Annotated in this window: 18 protein-coding genes; 10 read left to right on the forward strand and 8 right to left on the reverse strand. The window is 63.5% G+C overall.

The annotated features are described in order from the left end of the window. The first annotated feature begins 1 nt into the window (after nucleotide 1). Nucleotides 2–1,180, forward strand: coding sequence for a UxaA family hydrolase (locus JJ959_RS18515; RefSeq protein ID WP_292887050.1), 1,179 nt, complete (start codon nucleotides 2–4; stop codon nucleotides 1,178–1,180). Nucleotides 1,181–1,330: 150 nt separating this feature from the next. After that, nucleotides 1,331–2,971, forward strand: coding sequence for an NAD(P)/FAD-dependent oxidoreductase (locus JJ959_RS18520; protein ID WP_292887052.1), 1,641 nt, complete (start codon nucleotides 1,331–1,333; stop codon nucleotides 2,969–2,971). Between the two features lie 6 nt (nucleotides 2,972–2,977). Here JJ959_RS18520 and JJ959_RS18525 read toward each other — a convergent pair whose 3' ends face one another. Beyond that, nucleotides 2,978–3,748 (reverse strand): SDR family oxidoreductase, encoded by a 771-nt coding sequence (locus tag JJ959_RS18525; protein WP_292887056.1) that lies wholly within the window; start codon nucleotides 3,746–3,748, stop codon nucleotides 2,978–2,980. Between the two features lie 127 nt (nucleotides 3,749–3,875). Here JJ959_RS18525 and xylF point away from each other — a divergent pair, with 127 nt between their 5' ends. The 5 genes from xylF to JJ959_RS18550 all read left to right on the forward strand — a co-directional run bounded on the left by xylF (nucleotide 3,876) and on the right by JJ959_RS18550 (nucleotide 9,214). Then, a complete protein-coding gene (gene xylF / locus JJ959_RS18530) occupies nucleotides 3,876–4,925 on the forward strand; it encodes a D-xylose ABC transporter substrate-binding protein (protein WP_292887059.1) in 1,050 nt (349 codons plus the stop codon). A gap of 73 nt (nucleotides 4,926–4,998) precedes the next feature. After that, nucleotides 4,999–6,321, forward strand: coding sequence for a sugar ABC transporter permease (locus JJ959_RS18535; RefSeq protein WP_292887062.1), 1,323 nt, complete (start codon nucleotides 4,999–5,001; stop codon nucleotides 6,319–6,321). Between the two features lie 5 nt (nucleotides 6,322–6,326). Next, nucleotides 6,327–7,106, forward strand: a complete 780-nt coding sequence (locus JJ959_RS18540) for an ATP-binding cassette domain-containing protein (protein ID WP_292887065.1) — start codon at nucleotides 6,327–6,329, stop codon at nucleotides 7,104–7,106. Beyond that, on the forward strand, nucleotides 7,099–7,995 hold the full coding sequence (locus JJ959_RS18545; protein ID WP_292887068.1) for an SMP-30/gluconolactonase/LRE family protein: 897 nt from the start codon (nucleotides 7,099–7,101) through the stop codon (nucleotides 7,993–7,995). The genes JJ959_RS18540 and JJ959_RS18545 overlap by 8 nt, the downstream gene beginning before the upstream one ends. A gap of 4 nt (nucleotides 7,996–7,999) precedes the next feature. After that, entirely contained in the window at nucleotides 8,000–9,214 is a 1,215-nt protein-coding gene (locus tag JJ959_RS18550) for an ROK family transcriptional regulator (RefSeq protein ID WP_292887071.1), read from the forward strand. Nucleotide 9,215: 1 nt separating this feature from the next. Here JJ959_RS18550 and JJ959_RS18555 read toward each other — a convergent pair whose 3' ends face one another. Continuing rightward, on the reverse strand, nucleotides 9,216–10,091 hold the full coding sequence (locus JJ959_RS18555) for a lysophospholipid acyltransferase family protein (RefSeq protein WP_292887074.1): 876 nt from the start codon (nucleotides 10,089–10,091) through the stop codon (nucleotides 9,216–9,218). A 237-nt stretch (nucleotides 10,092–10,328) separates the two neighbouring features. Here JJ959_RS18555 and JJ959_RS18560 point away from each other — a divergent pair, with 237 nt between their 5' ends. After that, nucleotides 10,329–12,392 carry a BTAD domain-containing putative transcriptional regulator gene (locus JJ959_RS18560; RefSeq protein WP_292887075.1) on the forward strand — a complete coding sequence of 688 codons (2,064 nt, stop codon included), beginning with the start codon at nucleotides 10,329–10,331 and terminating at the stop codon, nucleotides 12,390–12,392. A gap of 14 nt (nucleotides 12,393–12,406) precedes the next feature. Here the strand turns inward: JJ959_RS18560 and JJ959_RS18565 are convergent, their stop codons facing one another. The 4 genes from JJ959_RS18565 to JJ959_RS18580 all read right to left on the reverse strand — a co-directional run bounded on the left by JJ959_RS18565 (nucleotide 12,407) and on the right by JJ959_RS18580 (nucleotide 15,425). Beyond that, nucleotides 12,407–13,072, reverse strand: coding sequence for an amino acid ABC transporter permease (locus JJ959_RS18565; protein ID WP_292887077.1), 666 nt, complete (start codon nucleotides 13,070–13,072; stop codon nucleotides 12,407–12,409). Nucleotide 13,073: 1 nt separating this feature from the next. After that, a complete protein-coding gene (locus JJ959_RS18570) occupies nucleotides 13,074–13,775 on the reverse strand; it encodes an amino acid ABC transporter permease (protein WP_292887078.1) in 702 nt (233 codons plus the stop codon). After that, complete coding sequence (locus tag JJ959_RS18575) at nucleotides 13,772–14,506, reverse strand: amino acid ABC transporter ATP-binding protein (RefSeq protein WP_292887081.1); 735 nt, start codon at nucleotides 14,504–14,506, stop codon at nucleotides 13,772–13,774. Before JJ959_RS18575 ends, JJ959_RS18570 begins: the two co-directional genes overlap by 4 nt. Nucleotides 14,507–14,588: 82 nt before the next feature. Next, on the reverse strand, nucleotides 14,589–15,425 hold the full coding sequence (locus JJ959_RS18580) for a transporter substrate-binding domain-containing protein (RefSeq protein ID WP_292887084.1): 837 nt from the start codon (nucleotides 15,423–15,425) through the stop codon (nucleotides 14,589–14,591). Nucleotides 15,426–15,861: 436 nt separating this feature from the next. Between JJ959_RS18580 and JJ959_RS18585 the strand changes: the two genes are divergently transcribed. Together JJ959_RS18585 and JJ959_RS18590 are read left to right on the forward strand one after the other, a co-directional pair. Next, nucleotides 15,862–17,313 (forward strand): aldehyde dehydrogenase family protein, encoded by a 1,452-nt coding sequence (locus JJ959_RS18585; protein ID WP_292887087.1) that lies wholly within the window; start codon nucleotides 15,862–15,864, stop codon nucleotides 17,311–17,313. 132 nt (nucleotides 17,314–17,445) lie between these two features. Next, complete coding sequence (locus JJ959_RS18590) at nucleotides 17,446–19,479, forward strand: adenylate/guanylate cyclase domain-containing protein (RefSeq protein WP_292887090.1); 2,034 nt, start codon at nucleotides 17,446–17,448, stop codon at nucleotides 19,477–19,479. Between the two features lie 12 nt (nucleotides 19,480–19,491). On the opposite strand, the gene JJ959_RS18595 is transcribed toward JJ959_RS18590, so the two are convergent. Both JJ959_RS18595 and JJ959_RS18600 read right to left on the reverse strand, forming a co-directional pair. Beyond that, on the reverse strand, nucleotides 19,492–20,175 hold the full coding sequence (locus JJ959_RS18595) for an alpha/beta hydrolase (protein WP_292887092.1): 684 nt from the start codon (nucleotides 20,173–20,175) through the stop codon (nucleotides 19,492–19,494). 56 nt (nucleotides 20,176–20,231) lie between these two features. Next, a partial coding sequence (locus JJ959_RS18600) for an FCD domain-containing protein (RefSeq protein WP_292887095.1) occupies nucleotides 20,232–20,508 on the reverse strand: 277 nt, incomplete at its 5' end.

A 20,508-nucleotide genomic window follows, 5' to 3' on the forward strand; every position in this document is an offset into this window, starting at 1 on the left:
GATGGCCGATCTAGCAAACACGTCCGTGAATGCCTGGCGCCGCGAGAACGGCCGCGTGGGCGTCCGCAACCATGTACTGATCCTCCCTGTCGACGATATTTCCAACGCCGCCTGCGAAGCGGTCGCGAACAACGTCAAGGGCACCATGGCGATCCCGCATGCCTATGGCCGCCTGCAGTTCGGCGAGGACCTGGAGCTGCATTTCCGTACCATCATCGGCACCGGCGCGAACCCGAACGTCGCCGCCGTAGTGGTGATCGGCATCGAGCCGGAATGGACCAAAGTCATCGTCGACGGCATCGCCAAGACCGGCAAGCCTGTGGAAGGCTTCTCGATCGAGCAGAAGGGCGATTTCGAGACCATCCGGCAGGCCTCCTGGAAGGCGAAGGAATTCGTCCACTGGGCAACCGAGCTGCAGAAGGAACCCGTTCCCCTCACCGACCTCTGGGTCTCCACCAAGTGCGGCGAAAGCGACACCACGACCGGTCTCTCCTCCTGCCCGACCGTCGGCAACATGTACGACAAGCTGCTACCGCACGGCCTCTATGGCTGCTTCGGCGAGACCTCGGAGATCACCGGGGCGGAACATATCTGCGCCAAGCGCGCGGCGACGCCGGAAGCCGGCGAGAAGTTCATGAAGCTGTTCCAGGCTTATCAGGACGAGGTGATCGAGCCCTTCAAGACGACCGACCTTTCCGACAGCCAGCCGACCAAAGGCAACATCCTCGGCGGTCTCAGCACGATCGAGGAGAAGGCCATGGGCAACCTCGAGAAGATCGGCCGCACCTCGACCTATATCGATGCCATCGGCCCCGCCGAGACACCGGAAAAGGGTCCGGGACTCTATTTCATGGACAGCTCCTCGGCGGCGGCGGAATGCGTCACCCTGATGGCGGCGGGCGGCTTCGTGATCCACACCTTCCCGACCGGCCAGGGCAACGTCATCGGCAACCCGATCGTTCCGGTGATCAAGATCTCCGGCAACCCGCGGACGCTGCGCACCATGTCGGAGCATATCGACGTGGACGTGACGGGGGTACTCACCCGCGAGATGACCATCGACGAGGCCGGCGATGCGCTGATCGACATGATCATCCGCACCGCGAACGGCCGGCACACGGCGGCGGAAGCGCTCGGCCACCGAGAGTTCTCGATGACCAAGCTCTACCGCTCCGCCTGATCTGCCACATTTTGACAGCGCAAGCCGGCTCCCTCGGGGGCCGGCTTTTTCGTTCGCTCCCCGGCGGCACCGCTGTCTTTGCGGTGGGAAGATTGATCCCAACCACAGGCAAGGTCATGCTTTCGGCAAAAGAAAGACAGGGAGCGAGACATGGCGGAAAGCATCGCCGCAGAAGACCAGAACGCGAGCGGTGAGGTCGAGCAGGTCGACGCGCTGATCATAGGTGCTGGCTTCACCGGGCTCTACCAGCTGCACAGCCTGCGCGACCGGCTCGGCATGAAGGCGCTGGTCCTTGAAGCAGCGGACGGCGTCGGCGGCACCTGGTACTGGAACCGTTATCCGGGCGCGCGCTGCGACAGCGAAAGCCATTCCTACTGCTATTACTTCTCGAAGGAACTGCTTGAGGAATGGCAATGGTCCGAGCGCTATCCGGGCCAGGAGGAAATCCGCCACTATCTGAACCACGTCGCCGACCGTTTCGACCTGCGCAAGGACATCCGGCTTTCGGACCGCGTCGTCTCCGCCCGCTTCGACGATGCCGCCACGCTCTGGCATGTCGAAACCGAGCACGGAAAGCGCTATGCCGCGCCGTTCCTGATCACCGGAGTCGGCTGCCTCTCCTCCGCCAACCTGCCGGATATTCCGGGCCTCAAGGACTTCAAGGGGGACTGGTACCACACCGGCGAGTGGCCGCATGAGGGCGTCGATTTCCGCGGCAAGCGGGTCGGGCAGATCGGCACCGGCTCTACCGGCATCCAGGCTGCCCCGGTGATCGCCGAAACGGCGAAGCATCTCACCGTCTTCCAGCGGACGGCGAATTACAGCATTCCCGCCCGCAACGCACCACTGACAGACGAGTTCAAGCGCTACCTCAAGACGCACCGGGACGAAATTCACGAGGTCATGGTCTCGACCCCGAACGGCCATCCCTTCCGCATCGAGGACCGTCTTGCGGCCAGCGTCTCGGAAGAGGAACGGCAGGCAATCTACGAGGAGGCCTGGCAGAAGGGCGGCCTGCGCTTCCGCGCGGTCTTCAAGGACATGATGGTCGACAAGGCGGCGAACGACACCGCCTCGGATTTCATCAAGGCGAAGATCCGGGAAATCGTGAAGGATCCGAAGACGGCAGAGTTGCTGAGCAACCTCGACCATCCCTTCGGCACCAAGCGCCCGCCGGTCGACACCGACTATTTCGAGACCTTCAACCGCGACAACGTCACCCTGGTCGACATCAAGTCAGACCCGATCGAGCGGATCACCGCCACCGGAATCAAGACAGGCAAGGCGCACTACGATCTGGACATTCTCGTCTTCGCGACCGGGTTCGACGCCATCACCGGCCCCCTGCTCCGCCTGAACATCACAGGCAAGGACGGTCTCGCCCTGAGAGACGCCTGGGCGGCAGGACCCAAGACCTATCTCGGCCTGCAGATCGCCGGTTTCCCGAACCTCTTCACGGTCACCGGCCCCGGCAGTCCCTCGGTGCTGACAAACATGCCTGTCTCGATCGAGCAGCATGTCGACTGGATCACTGACTGCATCGCCCGCATGCGCGATGAAGGGAAAACCCGGATCGAGGCAACAGAGAAGGCCGCCGAGGACTGGGTGATCGAGACCAACCGCGCCGCGGAGGCGACCCTGCTCCCGCTTGCAAACAGCTCCTGGTATCTCGGCGCGAACGTTCCCGGAAAGCCCAGGGTCTTCATGCCCTATGCCGGCGGGCTGCAGCATTACCGTGCGCGTTGCAACGCTGTTGCCGAAGCCGGTTACGAGGGTTTTGTTCTGAGCTGACCACGCTCAGATATTGCCGCCGTCGACCCTGAATTCCTGCGCGGTACAGCCCCGCGAGGCATTGGAGGCAAGGAACAGCACCATCTCGGCGACGTCGTCTTCCTGCATCGCCCGCTTCAGGCACTGGCGCTCGATGACGCCCTTCTTCGTCTCCGGGTCGATCCAATCGCGGAGCTGGCGCGGCGTCAGGATCGCGCCGGGCACGATGGAGTTGACCCGAATTCCGGCCTCGCCGAAATCGCGGGCGAGCGATCTGGTGAGACCGAAAGCACCGGCCTTGCAGGCGTTGTAGACAGAGAGATTTCGGACCCCCTGCCCCGGCGCGATGGAGCCGAAATTGATGATCGATCCGGTGCCGTTCGGCGCCATCAGCCGGTAAGCGGTCTGCGCCGCGAAGAACTGGTGCTTCAGATTGATCGCGACCAGATCGTCCCAGTCCTTCTCGGTCACCTTCTCCGCCGGAACGCGGAGATCACGCGCCGCGTTGTTCACCAGCGCATAGAGCGAGCCCGTGACCTCGGACGCCCGTACGATCGCGTCCTCGAGAGCAGCCGTATCCGTCACGTCGCAACGATGAAAAAACGGCGATGTGCCGGTTTTCTCGCCGACGCTGGCGGTCAGCGCCTCAGCAGACTCCTCATCTATGTCTACGAAATAGGTATGTGCCCCCTGCCAGCAGAGAGCCTCGACAATCGCCGCGCCAATGCCCGTCGCACCGCCGCTGACGAACACCGCCTGTCCTTTCAGATCGGGGTAGCGCGTCGCATAAGCCGCCATCTTTTCTGCTCCTCCCGCTGTCATCTCTGAAAACATTGACGGCCAGACCGGCTTGCGGCAACATATTTTTTAATCATAAAAATAAATCAATTGGCGAAGAACGCCACATTCCTTGAGGGAGGAAAACATGAGGGTAGATCTCACGAAATTGCTTGCCGTCGGAGTCCTCGCGCTCGGCGGACTGGCCGGAGTGCCGCAAGCCGCGACGGCTGCGGATACAATCGTCGGCGTCAGCTGGTCGAACTTCCAGGAAGAGCGCTGGAAGACGGACGAAGCCGCGATCAAGGCTGCACTGGAAAAGGCAGGCGTCGAATATATCAGCGCCGATGCACAGAGCTCGACGGCGAAGCAGCTGTCCGACGTGGAGAGCCTGATCGCCCGCGGCGCAAAGGCCCTCATCATCCTGGCCCAGGACGCCTCAGCCATCACGCCGGCCGTGAACAAGGCCGCAGCCGAAGGCATTCCCGTTGTCGGCTACGACCGGCTCATCGAGCACCCGGACGCCTTCTATATCACCTTCGACAATGTCGAGGTCGGCCGCATGCAGGCGCGTGCGGTCTATGCCGCTCAGCCGAAAGGCAATTACGTCTTCATCAAGGGCAGCCCGCAGGACCCGAACGCGGATTTCCTGCATGACGGCCAGCTCGAGGTCCTGAAGGCGGCGATCGACAAGGGCGACATCAAGGTCGTCGGCGAGCAGTACACCGATGGCTGGCTGCCCGCGAACGCGCAGCGCAACATGGAGCAGATCCTGACCGCGAACGACAACAAGGTCGACGCGGTCGTCGCCTCCAACGACGGCACCGCCGGCGGCGTGGTCGCGGCCCTGACCGCGCAGGGCATGGAAGGTCTCCCGGTTTCCGGCCAGGACGGCGACCATGCAGCGCTCAATCGGGTCGCGCTCGGCACACAGACGGTCTCGGTCTGGAAGGATGCCCGCGATCTCGGCAAACGCGCGGCGGAGATCGCCGTCGAACTGGCGAAAGGCACCGACAACGAGAAAGTCTCCGGTGCCCAGCAGTGGAAAAGCCCGAGCGGGCAGATGCTGAGCTCGGTCTTCCTCGCGCCTGTGCCGATCACGCGAGACAAGCTCGGTGTCGTGATCGACGCCGGATGGGTCTCCAAGGACGTGGTCTGCAAAGGCGTGAAAAGCGGCACGGTCGCAGCCTGCGACTGACGCCGAAGCTCCGTCCCACTGACCGGCACCTTTCGGTGCCGGTCTTTTCTTCTTCGCCAAGTGGATCACCCGCATGAGCGACCAGGCGCCACCCTCCCCCGCGACAGACGGCAATATCGCCAAAGTCTCGCAATCCGGACTTGCCGGCCTCGTCCGAACGATGGAACTCGACCTGCGTCTGCTCGGCATGGTCGGCGCGCTGCTCTTGATCTGGGTATTGCTGGATCTGATGACCGAGGGGCGATTCATCACCCCGCGCAATCTCTTCAATCTCTCGGTCCAGACGGCCTCGGTCGCCGTCATGGCGACCGGCATGGTCTTCGTCATCGTTACCCGCCATATCGACCTTTCGGTCGGCTCGGTGCTCGGCGTGATCGCCATGGTGATGGGTGTGGTGCAGACGGAGATCCTGCCCGAATATCTCGGTTTCAACCATCCGGCCAACTGGGTGCTGACCATCGCTGTCGGCCTGCTCCTCGGGCTGCTTATCGGTAGCCTGCAGGGCTGGGTCATCGGTTATCTCGGCGTGCCCGCCTTCATCGTCACATTGGGTGGCCTCTTGGTCTGGCGCGGGGCCGCCTGGTGGGTCACGACCGGGCGCACCGTCGCGCCGCTCGACGAAACCTTCGTGATCTTCGGCGGCGGCATCGCCGGCACACTCGGCGAGGTCGGCTCCTGGATCTTCGGGATTCTCATGGCGGCCTTCGTGCTCTACGGCATCCTGAACGGACGCCGGCGGCGTAAGCTCTTCGACTTCCCGCTGAAGCCGCTCTGGGCCGACTGGCTGAATATCGGCGTGCTGACCGTCGCCATCGCCTCCTTCGTCGCAGCGATGAACGCCTACCCCGTTCCGGCCCGTGCCGCAAAACGGCTGGCGGAGGCCCGGGGCATGGAGATTCCGGAAGGCGGCCTCGCGCTTGCGCACGGGATCGCCATCCCGGTCGTCATCGTCGCCGTCGTCGCCATCGTCATGACCATCGTCGCCCGGCGCACGAAATTCGGACGCTATGTCTTCGCCATGGGCGGCAACCTGCAGGCGGCCGAGCTCTCCGGCATCGATGTCCGGCGCATGACGCTCTACATCTTCATGCTGATGGGTGGCCTCTGCGCGCTCTCCGCCGTGATCGCCTCGGCTCGCCTGCAATCGGCCGCCAACGATCTCGGTACCCTCGACGAGCTCCGGGTCATCGCCGCCGCAGTCATCGGGGGCACCTCACTCGCCGGCGGGATCGGAACCATCTACGGCGCCATCCTCGGCGCACTGGTGATGCAGAGCCTGCAGAGCGGCATGGCGCTGATCGGCGTGAATACCTCGCTGCAATCCATCGTCATCGGCCTCGTCCTGGTCCTCGCCGTCTGGGTCGATCAGGTCTATCGCCGCCGGATCGGGGAATAAGCATCATGATGACGACAGAGACACGCACCCCGCTCGTCGAGATGCGCGATATCCACGTTTCCTTCGGCGGCATCAAGGCCGTCGACGGCGTGACCTGCGATCTCTATCCAGGCGAGGTGGTCGGACTGCTCGGCCATAACGGCGCGGGAAAGTCGACTCTCATCAAGGTGCTCTCCGGGGCAAATCCGAAAGACAGCGGAGATATCCTGATCGACGGAGAGAACGCGACGATCAGGAATGCGCGCGACGCCCGCCGGTACAATATCGAGACGATCTACCAGACCCTCGCCCTCGCAGATAATCTCGACGCGGCCGCCAACCTGTTCCTCGGCCGCGAACTTCTCACCCCTTCGGGCATGCTCGACGAGGTGCGCATGGAGGCAGAGACGCGCGAGATCATGGGGCGGCTGAACCCGAACTTCCGCAAGTTCGCGGCACCCGTGAAGGCACTCTCAGGCGGCCAGCGCCAGTCGGTCGCCATCGCCCGCGCGGTCTATTTCGATGCCCGCGTGCTGATCATGGACGAGCCGACGGCGGCGCTCGGCGTGCAGGAGACGCAGATGGTCTCCGAACTGATCAAGCAGCTCAAGGCGGAAGGCATCGGGATCTTCCTGATCAGCCACGACATCCATGACGTCTTCGATCTTTCCGACCGGCTGACGGTGATGAAGAATGGCCGTCTCGTCGGAACCGTCCGGACGGAAGAGGTTTCGAAGGACGATGTGCTTGGCATGATCATTCTCGGAAAGATGCCCGACCACTTGCAGGAGCGCGCCCTTGCCTGACACCGTCCGAGCCCGCCTGCTGCTCGACTGCCGGAACATCCTCGCCGAGGGCATCCAGTGGCATGCGGAGCAGAGGAAACTCTACTGGACAGACATCCACGGCCGGGCGCTCTGGAGCTGCAACGCCGACGGAGGCGCGGCAGAGAAGATCGCTTTCCCGAAACGCATCGGAAGCTTCGCTTTCACCGAACGGGATACTATCCTCCTGGCTCATGAGGACGGCCTGGCGCATTTCGACCCGGCGACGGGAAGACTCACAGAGCTCCTGGAAGTCGAACCGGAGATTCCGAGCACACGGCTCAACGACGGGCGCTGCGACCGGGAGGGAAGGTTCATTTTCGGCGGTCTCGACGAGGAGAGCTTGCGCCCCCTCTCCGCAGTTTATTCCTATGGAGCCGGCAAGAACCCAAGACTTTTGATTGGCGATGTCGGCTGCACCAACAGCCTTTGCTTTTCGCCGGGCGGCGAGGACATGTATTTCGCGGATTCCGCCAACAGGAAGATCTTTCGCTATGCTTATGAACGGAAGAGCGGAACGCCGTCCGGTCGCACGGTATTTGCCGAACTCAGCGGCACCGACGGGGCTCCCGACGGCTCCTGTGTCGATGCCGAAGGTGCGGTCTGGAACGCACAGTTCGAGGGCGGCTGCGTGCAGCGTTTCCTCGCCGACGGCACGCGCGACATCAGGGTCGAGCTGCCCGTCAGCCAGGTCACCCTGGCCTGTTTTGGCGGCGACAACCTGGATAGGCTCTATATCGCGACCGCACGGGAAGGCTTCACTGCGGAGCGCGAACGTATGCAACCGACAGCCGGCGGCATTTACGTCGCCGATTTAGACGGTATCAGGGGCCTTCCGGAAGAGCGCTTCCGGGGCACCCTGCCGATCTGACCAGATGGAGCAGCGCAACAGGCGGCTCGGCCGGCACATCCCCGACCCGGTGCGGGCCAAAAACCGCAAGGCAATCGTCGATTGTCTTCGCCGGCGCGGCGCGGCGGCACGGATCGAACTCTCCGAACAGATCGGCATCAGCCCCGCGACCGTCACCATCATCACCTCCGAACTGCTCGAGGATGGCGTTATCCGGGAAAAGCAGGCCGAAACGGGCCGCGACGAGTCCGCCCGCGGCCGCCCGCGGACCCGACTTGAGCTGAACCCGGAGGCGGGTTTCGCCGTCGGCATCAAGATCTCGATGCATCAGGCTTCGGTGTCGCTGACCGATCTCTCCGGAGATATTCTCGGAGCCGAAACAATTCCGGTCCGGGCCAACCGCGACGCGCCGGAATGGATCGCCGATATCTGCATGAAGCAGGTGCAGAAGATCGTCTCCGTCTCGGGGATCGATCCGGATCTGGTGCTCGGACTCGGCATCGGCGTCCCCGGCTATGTCGAATACCCCTCCGGCCTTGTCCGCTGGGCGCCGGTCTTCTCGGAGCGCGACGTTCCCTTCCGCGAAATCGTTGAAGAACGGACCGGTTTCCGGACCTTCATCGACAACGACGCGAACATGACCGCGCTGGCGGAGAAATGGTTCGGGGTCGGCCGCACCTTTCCCACCTTTCTCGTTGTGACCGTCGAGCACGGCGTTGGCATGGGGCTTGTGATCAACGAGAGACTCTATCGCGGCTCCCGAGGCTTCGGCGCAGAGTTCGGTCATACCAAGATCGTTGTCGGCGGCGCGCTCTGCCGTTGCGGCCAGCGCGGCTGCATTGAGGCCTATGCCTCCGACTATGCGATCGCGCGCGAGGCCAACATTCTCGGCCCCTCGGTCGCGACGGACGATCCGATCGCTCTCGAAGCACGGATGCGGGACCTCATCGCACAGGCGGATTCAGGGGACCCGGCGGTCGTCTCTGTCTTCGAACGCGCGGGCAGCATGCTCGGTACCGGAATCGCCAATCTGGTCGACATTCTCGATCCGCCCGTCGTGGTTCTCTCAGGTGCCCGCGCCCATTCCGCGAAGGCTTTCTACGGTGCGCTGCGCCAAGCGATGGAAGCGAACACCCTTCCCGGCACGGACACCTCGGTCGATCTGCGGATCGATCTTGGCGGAGACCAGGTCTGGGCCCGCGGCGCGGCGGCGCTCGTGCTGGAGGAAACCCTGATCTGACTCAGGCCGGAGAAACCGCGACCCGCGCGGGGTCGAGCGCATAGACCAGCTGACGCAGGTCGTCGAGCAATGCCTGCCGGTCCGTCCCTCCACCAAGTTCCTCCGCTCCGATCGGGGCACCGATATGCGCCCGTACCTCGTCGCCGATCCGGCGCACCACCTCACTCATCAGCAAAGCCTCGCGCAGCGCTTCGCTGAAACGGCTGACAAAGTGGAACAGAAAGCGGTTCTGTCCCTCGAAGAAGATCGGCACGACCGTCGCCCCGGAATGGGCGATCAGCTTGCCGGCGAAGAGCTTCCACGGCGCATCGGTCGCCCGTCCGAAAACATTCTCAGCGGTCGAAACCCGCCCGGCCGGAAAGATCACCAGCGCCCCGCCATCCTTCAGATGGGCAAGCGCATTTCGCTTCGATTCGACATTGCTCCTGACCGCGCTGGAAGCGCCGTCGAACTCAATCGGGATCAGGAACGGCCGGAGCGGTTCGGCGCGCCCGAGAGCCGCGTGGGCCATCAGCTTGAAGTCCGGACGGACCTGCGAGGTAATATGGCCGACCGCGATGCCATCCAGGACACCGAACGGATGGTTGGCGACGATGATCAGGGGCCCCTCGGCCGGAATCGCCTTCAGGCGGGATTCCTCGAAGCGGACCGAGAGCCTCAGATACTCGACGGCAGACTGCCAGAAATCGCCGCTGCCGAGATACGTGCTGCAGTAATCGTCGTACATTCGCTGCAGCCGCGGTTGACCGGTCAGCAGTTCGATACACCGGATCAGAATCTGGCGTCCGAATGCATCGTCCGGATTGCAGTACGAAACGATCGGCCTTCTCGATTCGAACTCCCGCCGGAGCCGGTTCCATCCGAGATTCACGTTCATTTCCCCACTGCTCTCCGCGCGCCAAATGACGAACGCTAGCGACGGCGCGTGACAGCGTGATGACCGAATGATTGCAGAAAGCCGACAGCATGCCCCCGGCCAATCGCCTTGAAAGCGGGTTGATCCGGCGCTCCGTTTCGTAAGACCATTGGCACTGTCATTCAGCGGCGGCGACGGACTCCTGTCGCGCGCCAAACCAGCAAAGAGAGGCGCTTGCCGAAAGGCAGAGACTTTAGAATGGTGGACGCTCAGCTCGACGGAAACCGGAATACTCTGACCGTTTCGCCGCCGGCGCGCAGCTCGAAGCAACACGACATCCTGAAGGTCAGCCTCCTCGGCGGTTTCGCGATCGAGGCCCCCGGCTGCGAGGCAAACCTGCCCAGCCGGAAGGCACAGGCCATTCTCGCGTATCTCATGCTGGTTCCAGCTCACAGCGAGACCCGGGAGAGGATCGCCGGCCTGCTCTGGAGCAGCGCGCCGGAGGAACAGGCCCGGGCATCGCTCAGGCAGGCGCTGAGACGCCTCAATCAGTACTTCGAAAAGGTCGGACACAGCGCGATAGAGGTGACGCGGAACGAGATCCGCTTGCGCACCGACGCATTTATCACCGATCTCTGGACCATCCTCGACCAGGATGCGAAGGCGCCGGTCCACCCGATCCTTCTGCAGCGCAGCGATATCTCCTCCTCGCTTCTGCTCGGTTTCGAGGATCTCGATCCCGCGTTCGGGTCCTGGATCACAGTGCAGAGGCAAATCCTGCACGACCGTCTGGTCCTCAGCCTCGAGGCCCGCATCAGCGATCACACTCGGCCCGACGAACCGCATGCGGAACGGATTTCGAAAAATGCGGCCCTCGCGCTCTCGAACCTGGACCCGACGCACGAGGGCGCCTGCCGCGAACTCATGCTGCAGCATGTCCGCACCGGAGACATTGCATCCGCCCTGAAACGCTACAATAGGCTCTGGTCCCTGCTCGAAGCGGATTACGACATGGAGCCGTCAGATGAGACCAAGGCTCTCGTCGCGCTGATAAAATCCGGCACGTCACCGGAAGCGCCAACACAGAACGGCACGGATGCCATGACGAGGGCCATGCGGAACGCGGTCGGCGCACCGCGTCTTGTCGTCGGCACGTTCTCCGACGCCGGTCTTCCCGAACCTCTCAGGTTCATGGCCCGCGCCTTTCGTCATCAGTTCATGTCCAGCCTGCTGAAATTCAGGGAATGGCTGGTGATCGACGGAGAGCGCGCCGAAACCGTCAAGAGTCTCGGTGCTCTGGATCCGAGCTACCGCGTCGAAGCGGACGCCTTTGTGAAGGAAGCGGTCCTGCATGTCCTGGTCTCGGTGCGCGAAACCGCCTCCGATACGATTCTCTGGAGCGAGGAAAGCCCCGCCAGTCTGGAAACCTGGCCGCGTTCGCTGAAGCAACTCGTGCAAAAACTGGCTGTTGCCGTGAACGTGCACCTGTCGCTCGGCCGATCAGGACTTTCCGCAACCGATGCTCCGGTCTCGCCGTCGATTCATGACCGCTGGCTCTTGGGACGGGGCCTCATGCGCCGCTGGACGCCGGCTTCCTGGTCCCAGGCGACCGATACCTTCAATGCGATTATTGCCGACGCTCCGGACTTCGCGCCGGGTCTGTCCAGCCGCTCCCTGTCTTCAAGCATGAAGGGACTCGTCTGCCCGGGCTATCGGACGGATGCGGCGACGGAGCAAGAAGCGCTGGAATTTGCGCAACGGTCGATAGAGGCAGGGCCGCGCGATACCAAGAGCTACCATGCCTCCGGATGGGCAAATCTCCAGGTCGGCGCTTTCGAACGCGCGATCCTCTGTTTCGGGATCGCGGAGAGCCTCAACCAGAACGACGTCGGCACCGCAATTTCTTCGGCTCTCGGGCTCGCCTTCTGCGGGGAGACGGCAGAGGCCCTGCGCCGCATCGAGGCTCCGCGGGAAACGGATTCCTCATACCGGCCGCTGAACTGGTGCTTCGAAACCGCTTGCCGCTATCTCTGCCGCGACTATCCGGGAACCATCTGGGCGGCCGCGAAGGCCGGGGAAAACACCGTTCTCTACCCGCCGGCCTGGGCGGCGGCCGCATTCGCCCACCTCGGCAACGGCAAGGCTGCCGAACGGGAAGCGGAACGCTTCCTCGCAACCGCTCGGGAGAACTGGATCGGCGCGATGCCCCCGCTGCCCGGCGACATCGCGCTCTGGTTCCTCTCGGCGTTCCGGTTCCGCAACCCGGAGGATTATTTTCATCTGAAGCACGGACTTGAGCGCGCCGGCCTCGCGGCGCGATAGACTCCGGACCGCGCTCAGTGCCCCACCCGGTGCTCCAACCGGCTGAGCAGCCGGACGACCGGCCAGAGCATGATCAGATACGCCGCGGCGGCCATGACGATCGGCGAGGCATTGTAAGTCACCGACCGGGCCATGTCGGCGGAATAGAGCAGCTCCTGAAACGAGACCACGCTGGCGATCGAGGTCAGTTTCACGATCTCGATGATGTTGCTGAGCAGATCCGGCAGCACGTTCCGGGTTGCCTGCGGCAGGATCACGTAGCGCATGGTCTGTATTCCGGAGAGACCGGTCGAGCGCGCGGCCTCGAACTGCCCCGCGCCGATACTGTCGATCCCGGCCCGGTAAATTTCCGCGAAATAGGCCGAATTGTTCAGCAGAAAGGCGACGCAGACCGCTGTGAAGGGCGAGATCTCGACGCCGGCGAAGGGCAGCCCCGCATAGACGAAGATGAGCAGGACCAGCGGCGGCACCGCGCGAAACAAGTCGATCAGCGCGATCACGGCATAGCGCAGCATCCGGTATTTCGTGCGCGTCGCGAGCGCGACCAGCAGGCCGCCCAGCAGTCCGAGCGGAATGACCGCGAGACACAGCAACAGAGTCATCCCGGCGCCCCGCAGCATCAGCGGGAAGACTTCCTTCATGATGTCGATGTTGAAGAAATTGTAGATCAGCTCATCCATCTCAGGCGCGCCTCCACTGGAAGCGGGTCTCGATCCAGCGGCCGAGGGCGACGACCGGAATGAAGAGCAGGATGTAGGCGATGGCGCCCATCATGAGCGGTGTCGCGCTCCCGGAGAAGGATTGCGCGGTCGAGGCCTGGTTCAGGATCTCGCCTACTCCGATCACGGTGCCGAGCGCCGTGTTCTTGGTGATCGCGATGGTCCGGTTGGTCAGCGGTGCGACGGTCATCCGCACCGCCTGCGGTATGACGACGTAGATCAGGGTCTGGTTGAAGCCGAGCCCGGTCGAGCGGGCCGCCTCCCACTGCCCCTTGCGGACCGAGAGGATCCCGGCCCAGAAAATCTCCTCGGAAAAGGCCCCGAGCACGAGGGTCAGGACGAGCCAGAGCACGAAGAAGCCGGAAAGCGTCAGCCCCAGGGTCGGCAGGCCGAAATAGATCAGCAGGATGAGCACCAGCGGCGGCAGAGAACGCATCAGGTCGACGAAGATGACGATCAGCGCCGAGAGCGCCTTGATCCGGTAGCTGCGGAGAACGGCGAGCGCCATCCCGAGCGCGATGCCGCAGAGCACGACGAGCACCGCGATCTCGCAGGTGACGAGCACACCCTTGCCGATGGCGCCCGCGTATTCCTCGATCAGGTCCGGGCGGAAGAAGGTTTCGACGAACCGCTCCCACATGGTGGCGGGCACGGCCTCGCTCATTGCCCGATCTCCGCCATGAATTCGCGGGTCCGCGGATGTTTCGGCGCCTCGAAGATTTCCTCGGGCGTCCCCTGCTCGAGGATCTGTCCGTCGGCCATGAAGATCACCCGGTCCGCCGCCGCGCGTGCGAAGCGCATCTCGTGGCTGACGACGACCATGGTCATGCCGGCATCGCGCAGCTGCTGCATCACCTGCAGCACGCTGCCGACCAGTTCGGGATCGAGCGCGCTCGTCGGCTCGTCGAACAGCATGACGGCGGGTTCGAGCGCCAGCGCGCGGGCGATCGCCACGCGCTGCTGCTGGCCGCCGGACAGCGCCCCCGGATGGGACTCCGCCTTGTCGGCGAGACCGACGCGCTCCAGCATCTTCTCCGCGATCCCGTTCGCCTCCGCCTTGCTCTTTCCCAGCACCTTGCGCAGCGCCAGCGTGATGTTGTCGCGTGCGGTCAGGTGCGGATAGAGATTGAACTGCTGGAACACCATGCCGATGCGCCGGCGCATCAGGTTGATGTCGACGCTCCGGTCCATCAGGTCCACGCCCTCGAAGATCACGACGCCGTCGCTCGGCTCCTCGAGGCGGTTGAAGCAACGCAGGAGCGTGCTTTTCCCGGATCCGGACGGGCCGATGATGAAGACGAGTTCGCCCGTCTCCAGGGTGAAATCGACTCCTTTCAGCGCCTGGAAATCGCCGAATTTCTTCCAAAGACCATGGGCCTCGAGGATGGGTGCCATGAACCGGTACTCTGATGGTGTGAATGCGAATAGGCCGCCGGACACGGGGTTCCCGTGTCCGGCGCTTTCAAGCCGACGGCGATCAGCCGCAGTTCGGCGTATGCTCCGTCGGGTCATAGCCCTCGAAGCCCGGCTCGCCATAGCCCGGCTGCACGGTGATCAGCGCGGAGCCCGGCGCGGGCGTCACCCCGAACCATTTCTCGCTCATCTTGGTCATGGTGCCGTCGAGTTTCATGCACTCGATCGCTTCCTCGACCTTGTTCCGGAGCTCGGCACTGTCCTTGCGGAACGGCATCGAGAAGACCCTGCCGGTGGAATGGATGTAGGAGAGTTCGATCTGCGGGTTCTTCTTCACCGCCCAGGCCGACGCGGTGTTACCGGCGACATTGGCAAAGGCACGGCCGGAGACGACCGCCTGGATCGCGTCCGTGTTGGTCCCGTAGGACTCGACCGTCCAGCCGATCTGGCTTTCGAGGTCGCGCGCCCACTTGTCATAGACCGCGCCCTTGTTGACCGCGATCACCTTGCCCTTGAAGTCCTCGAGCTTGGTGATCTTCGGGCCGCCCTTCTTGATCACGAACTGGAAGTCCGTGTTGATGTAGCCCTCGGTGAACAGCATGCTCTTGGTACGCTCTTCGGTCAGCGTGGTCGGCGCGACGATGAAGTCGTAAGTGCCCGCCTGCATGCCCGGCAGGAGGCCGGACCACTGGGCCGCCGTGATGTCCATCTCGGCGCCAAGGCGCTTGCCGATCTCGTTCGCGAGATCGACGTTGAATCCTTCGACCCCGCCGGACAGCTTCGGCATGGCGTGAGGGGCAAAGGTACCGTCGAGCCCGACCTTGTAGGTCTTGGCTTCGGCGACACCGGCGACGGCAATGGCAAGCGCTGCACCGAGGAGCGGGTATTTCAGGAAATTCATGATCAGCCTCCATGTTCGATTGAAACAGGTCCGCCGTTTTCTTTTCGATCGCTCCGCCTTGCAGCGAAGCCCCTCGTCGGCTGAACCTCTCGCCGGGGCCCGCAGAATAAGGGCCCATTCGTCATTCAGCGTGAGAGCGGGGAACTGCCCTCATCGGTAGGTTTCGAAGTTTATGCAGCTATTGTGCAACGCAACAATAAAGATTTTTTCGCTTCCTTTTCCTGAACTTATACCACAGGAAAAATAGGTGATTTCTTCGCCCTCTTGTTGTCGAAGTGGATTTCGTGGAGTAATGCGGGCACGTGCCCTCCTCGAGGGCCTCCTAGTACCGGCCCGATCCGATCCCCATATGCGGACCACCCGCCCGAGACCGGGACGGGCCAGACATCACCGGCAAGCACGCGGCATGCCCCCCTGGGCTCCGCGGGAGGAACAGATGGAACGGAAGACCGATTTCTTCATCGACGGAAAATGGGTGGCGCCGATCAAGGCGAACGATTTCCCCGTCATCAACCCGGCGAACGAGACCGAATACGCGACCATCTCTCTCGGCAGCGAAGCCGACGTGAACGCCGCGGTCGCCGCCGCCAAGCGCGCCTTCCCGAGCTGGAGCAACACGCCCCATGCCGAGCGCGTCGCAAAGGTCGAGAAGCTCGCCGAAATCTATCAGGAGCGGATCGAGGAGATGGCCGAGGCGATCTCCAAGGAAATGGGCGCCCCGAAGAACATCGCCTCGAGCCAGCAGGCTGCCGCCGGCCTCGGCCATATCAAGGCCTTCATCCGGGCGCTCAAGGAATTCACCTTCGAGCATCCGCTGAACGAGAAGTTCCAGACCGAATACATCATCCATGAGCCGATCGGCGTCTGCGGCCTGATCACGCCGTGGAACTGGCCGATGAACCAGGTCACCCTGAAGGTCGTCCCGGCCGTTGGCGTCGGCTGCACCGTCGTCCTGAAGCCGTCCGAAATTGCCCCGATGTCCTCCCTGCTCTTCGCAGAGTTCATGGAGCAGGCCGGATTCCCGGTAGGCGTTTTCAACCTGGTGAACGGTGACGGCCCGACCGTCGGCGAGGCGATGAGCCGCCATCCGGACATCGACATGATGAGCTTCACCGGCTCCACCCGCGCCGGCGTCGCCGTTACCAAGGCCGCGGCCGATACGGTCAAGCGCGTGGCTCTGGAACTCGGCGGCAAGGGCCCGAACCTCGTCTTCGCCGATACCGATGTCGCCAAGGCAGTGAAGCGCGGCGTCCTGCACATGTTCAACAACAGCGGTCAGAGCTGCAACGCGCCGAGCCGGATGATGGTCGAGAAGTCGGCCTATGCCGAAGCGGTTGCGACCGCGAAATCCGTCGCCGAAGCACAGGAAGTCGGCGACCCGAGCCAGGAAGGCCGCCAGATCGGCCCGGTGGTCTCCGAGGCTCAGTTCAACAAGATCCAGGGCCTGATCGAGGCCGGCATCAAGGAGGGCGCGACCCTGCTCGCCGGTGGCCTCGGCCGTCCGGACGGTCTGAACCGCGGCTATTACGTGAAGCCGACCGTGTTCGCGGACGTGACCAACGACATGACGATCGCCAAGGAAGAGATCTTCGGCCCGGTCCTGTCGATCATGTCCTTCGACAGCGAAGAGGAAGCGGTCAAGATCGCGAACGACACACCGTACGGCCTCACCTCCTACGTGCAGACCGGCGATCCGGAACGTGCCAAGCGCCTCGCCCGACAGCTGCGCGCCGGCATGATCCAGCTGAACGGTGCGGGCCGCGCGCCGGGCAGCCCGTTTGGCGGCTACAAGCAGTCCGGCAACGGCCGCGAAGGCGGTATCTACGGCCTGATGGAATTCCTCGAAGTGAAGGCGGTGGCCGGCTGGCCCGCCGAAGCTGCAGAATAAGCTTTCGGGTTCATATTTCAGGAGACGGCCGCATCGATACGATGCGGCCGTTTTCATGTGCTATAAGTCATTGGTCGGGCGGCATAAGTATCCCATAGTCCGGGGACAACCTTTCGGTCCAGGGAGCGGCGCGTGACCAAGAAAGCCTGGATCAGACTGCGAACGGCGCTGCAGGGCTTGCTGATCACCAGCGTCGTTGCCTCCGTCGCCGCCGTCGGCGTGATGCTGACGGACGAGACGGCCGAAGTTCTTGAGGGCCTGGCGGAAGCGCATTTCACCACAGTCGGACATTCCGTGGTCGACAAGGTCGACCGGCTGCTGAACCGCTACGCCAACGCGCTGACGGTCATCGAACTGATCGATTCCGGCACCTTCTCCGGGCCCGTCGGTCAGCAGGAACTCGAAACGGCCCTGCTCTCGAAGGTTCTTCATCTCGATCCCGGCACCTGGGTCGGCTACGGCAGCCTCACCGGAGCAGGCTATTTTCTGGTCACCCGGAACGAGCACTCAGCGGAAACAGCAACCGATACCATTCCGCATATCCATGCCGCCCACCAGAACAGCGAACCCGCGGCACGTGAAAAGAGCACCACCGGTCACGTCTATGCCGCCTCCTACAAGGATGCGGCCTGGTTCAAGGACGGTCTTAAAAGCCCCTCGCCGACCTGGACCAAACCCTACCGGTTTCATGACGGCAATCTCGGCATGTCCGTGCTGAGGGCGCATGGCGACCCGCCGGCGGGCGTATTGCACATCGATATCCCACTGGAGGATCTCAAGGCTTGGATGACCAGGATAAAGGTCGGGACAAACGGTGCGGCGTTCCTGATGCACAGGGACGGCAGCGTAGCCGTCGCTCCGAGCCTGGATGAGGAGAACCGCAAGATCCTCGGCGACGTGTTTGCCGGGAACCGGGAAGAGCTTCAGGGCCTCTTCGGCCGTGCGACGAGTTCCGAATTCGTCTCGAAGACGATCCGGTGGGACGGTCTGCCCTACCATGTCGGTGCGCAAGCGGTTCCTTCGGCACGGAATCTCGAATGGTTCGTCGCCATGATCGTCCCGGAACGGGATTTCCTTTACCTCGCCCGCGAGCGCCTGCTCGGAACCGTCGCCTTCGGCCTCGGAGCGACCATCGCCGTCATCATCGCCGCGGCCTATCTCGCGACCCGGATCTCGGGCCCGATCAGAACGATCAGCGCCGATATCAGCGAGGCCGCCCGGATGCGGCTGTCCGACACCCCTGCCCCGAGCTCCGGGATTGCCGAGCTCAATATTCTCGGCCGTTCCGTCGACCAGATGAAATCCGGTCTCCGATCCCTGCAACGCTACGTGCCGCCGGACCTCGCCGCCGACATGGTCAGCAGCGGGGAAGCCGCCTCTTTCGGCGCGGTCCGCAAGGAGCTCACCATCCTCTTCATAGATATCGAGGGTTTCACTGGGATCGCCGAAGGCATGGCGCCCGACCGGCTGGTTCTCGAGCTGCGCGATTTCTTCGACCTGATGGCCGAGGCCCTGCATCGCACCGGCGGAACCATCGACAAGTTCATGGGCGACGGCCTGCTGGCGTTCTACAACGCACCGCGAGATCTGCCGGACCATGCGGCAGCGGCCTGCTCCGGTGCCCTCGATGCGCTGGAAGCACTCCGGCAAAGGGACGGAAACAGCGGCGACGCGGAGTTCCGCATCCGCATCGGCCTCGGCTTCGGCGACGTCGTCGTCGGCAATATCGGCTCGTCGGACCGCTTCGGGTATTCGATCATCGGCGACGCGGCCAACGTCGCCTCGCGGCTCGAATCCCTTAACAAGATGTACGGCACGCGGATCATCGGACCGAGGGCGCTGAAGAGCGCCGCCGGAGACGGATTCGAATGGCGCCACCTCGACCGGGTCGCCGTCGCCGGGCACAAGACGCCGACCGATATCTACGAACTGCTCGGCAGGTCGGGAAAGGTGGATCCAGACCGTCTCGCGGCACGGGACATCTACGAGCGGGCGCTGCGTGAATATTTCACCGGAGAGTTCACCGAGGCGGCGCAAGGGTTCGCTGCCGCCGGGGAGCGCCTCGGTGCAGATCCGGCGGCCCGGATGCTCCGGGAGCGCTCGGAACAGCTCGCCGCCGCACCGCCCGCCGCATGGGACGGCGTCTTCAGCTACACGACCAAGTAGGGCTGCGCTGGATCAGTCGAGCCAGCCTTCGAGCAGCGAGACCATTTCCTCCGGGGCTTCCAGCGGCAGCATGTGTCCGCAGTTCTCGACGATCTCGAGCCTGGCGCCCGGAATACCGTCCGCCAGCTCACTTGCCTCATCGAGACTGCGCAATTCGTCCTGCCGGCACCAGACGACGAGCGTCGGCGCGGTGATGCGCGACAGTTCCGCGTGCCCGTCCCGGCGCACCACGCCGATCTGATTGACGAATCCCTCCTTGCCGATCCGGTCCGCCATTTCGCGGATCCTGCCGACCATCTCCTCGTCGCCGCGTCTTTCGGGATGCAGGGAGGAGAGCACCGAATGCCGCGAAAGGCCTCGGAAACCGCGCGTCTCGGCCGCCTTCGCCAATCCCGCCTTGCGCTTCGCCTGTTCCTCGCCGTCGCCACGCGCGCTGGTATTGAGCAGTGCGAGGCGCTCCACCCGCTCCGGCGCCCTCAGCGCAATCTCACGTGCAACGAACCCGCCCATCGAGAAGCCGACGAGGGAAAACCGCTCCGGCGCCTCCGAGAGAACCCGCTCCGCCATCGCCTCGAAGCTCCGGTCCCGCGTCAGGTCGCCGAAATGAAGCGTGCCCAGACGCTCGAGCCCCGAAAGGGCGAGGTCCCAGAGATGGGCGTCGCACATGAAGCCGGGCAGGAAAAGAATGTCGGTCATTGAATGCCTTGGAGAAATCTGTGTCCGATAGGGACCGAGACTATACCCCCGAAAGCTCAGGCATCCAGTTCGCGGGGCGGCCGAGGAGCCGAAAAAATGTCGGTATAGACGAGCGTCTGGTTCGCATGCTCGCGCATCATCGACTCAGCCCGTTGCGCGTCCCTCTTCTCGATCGCGTCGAGAATGAGCTTGTGCTGCATGTTTCCGAGCCGCAGGCGCATCAGATCAGTGTCGGCATTCCCGTCGCTGAACACGACGGTGCCGAGTTTGATCATGGGCAGCGATTCCATCCGGCTGAAGGTGAAGGAGACATAGGGATTGCCGCAGTCCCGC

The sequence above is a fragment of the Nisaea sp. genome, from assembly GCF_017640745.1.
Taxonomy (GTDB): domain Bacteria; phylum Pseudomonadota; class Alphaproteobacteria; order Thalassobaculales; family Thalassobaculaceae; genus Nisaea.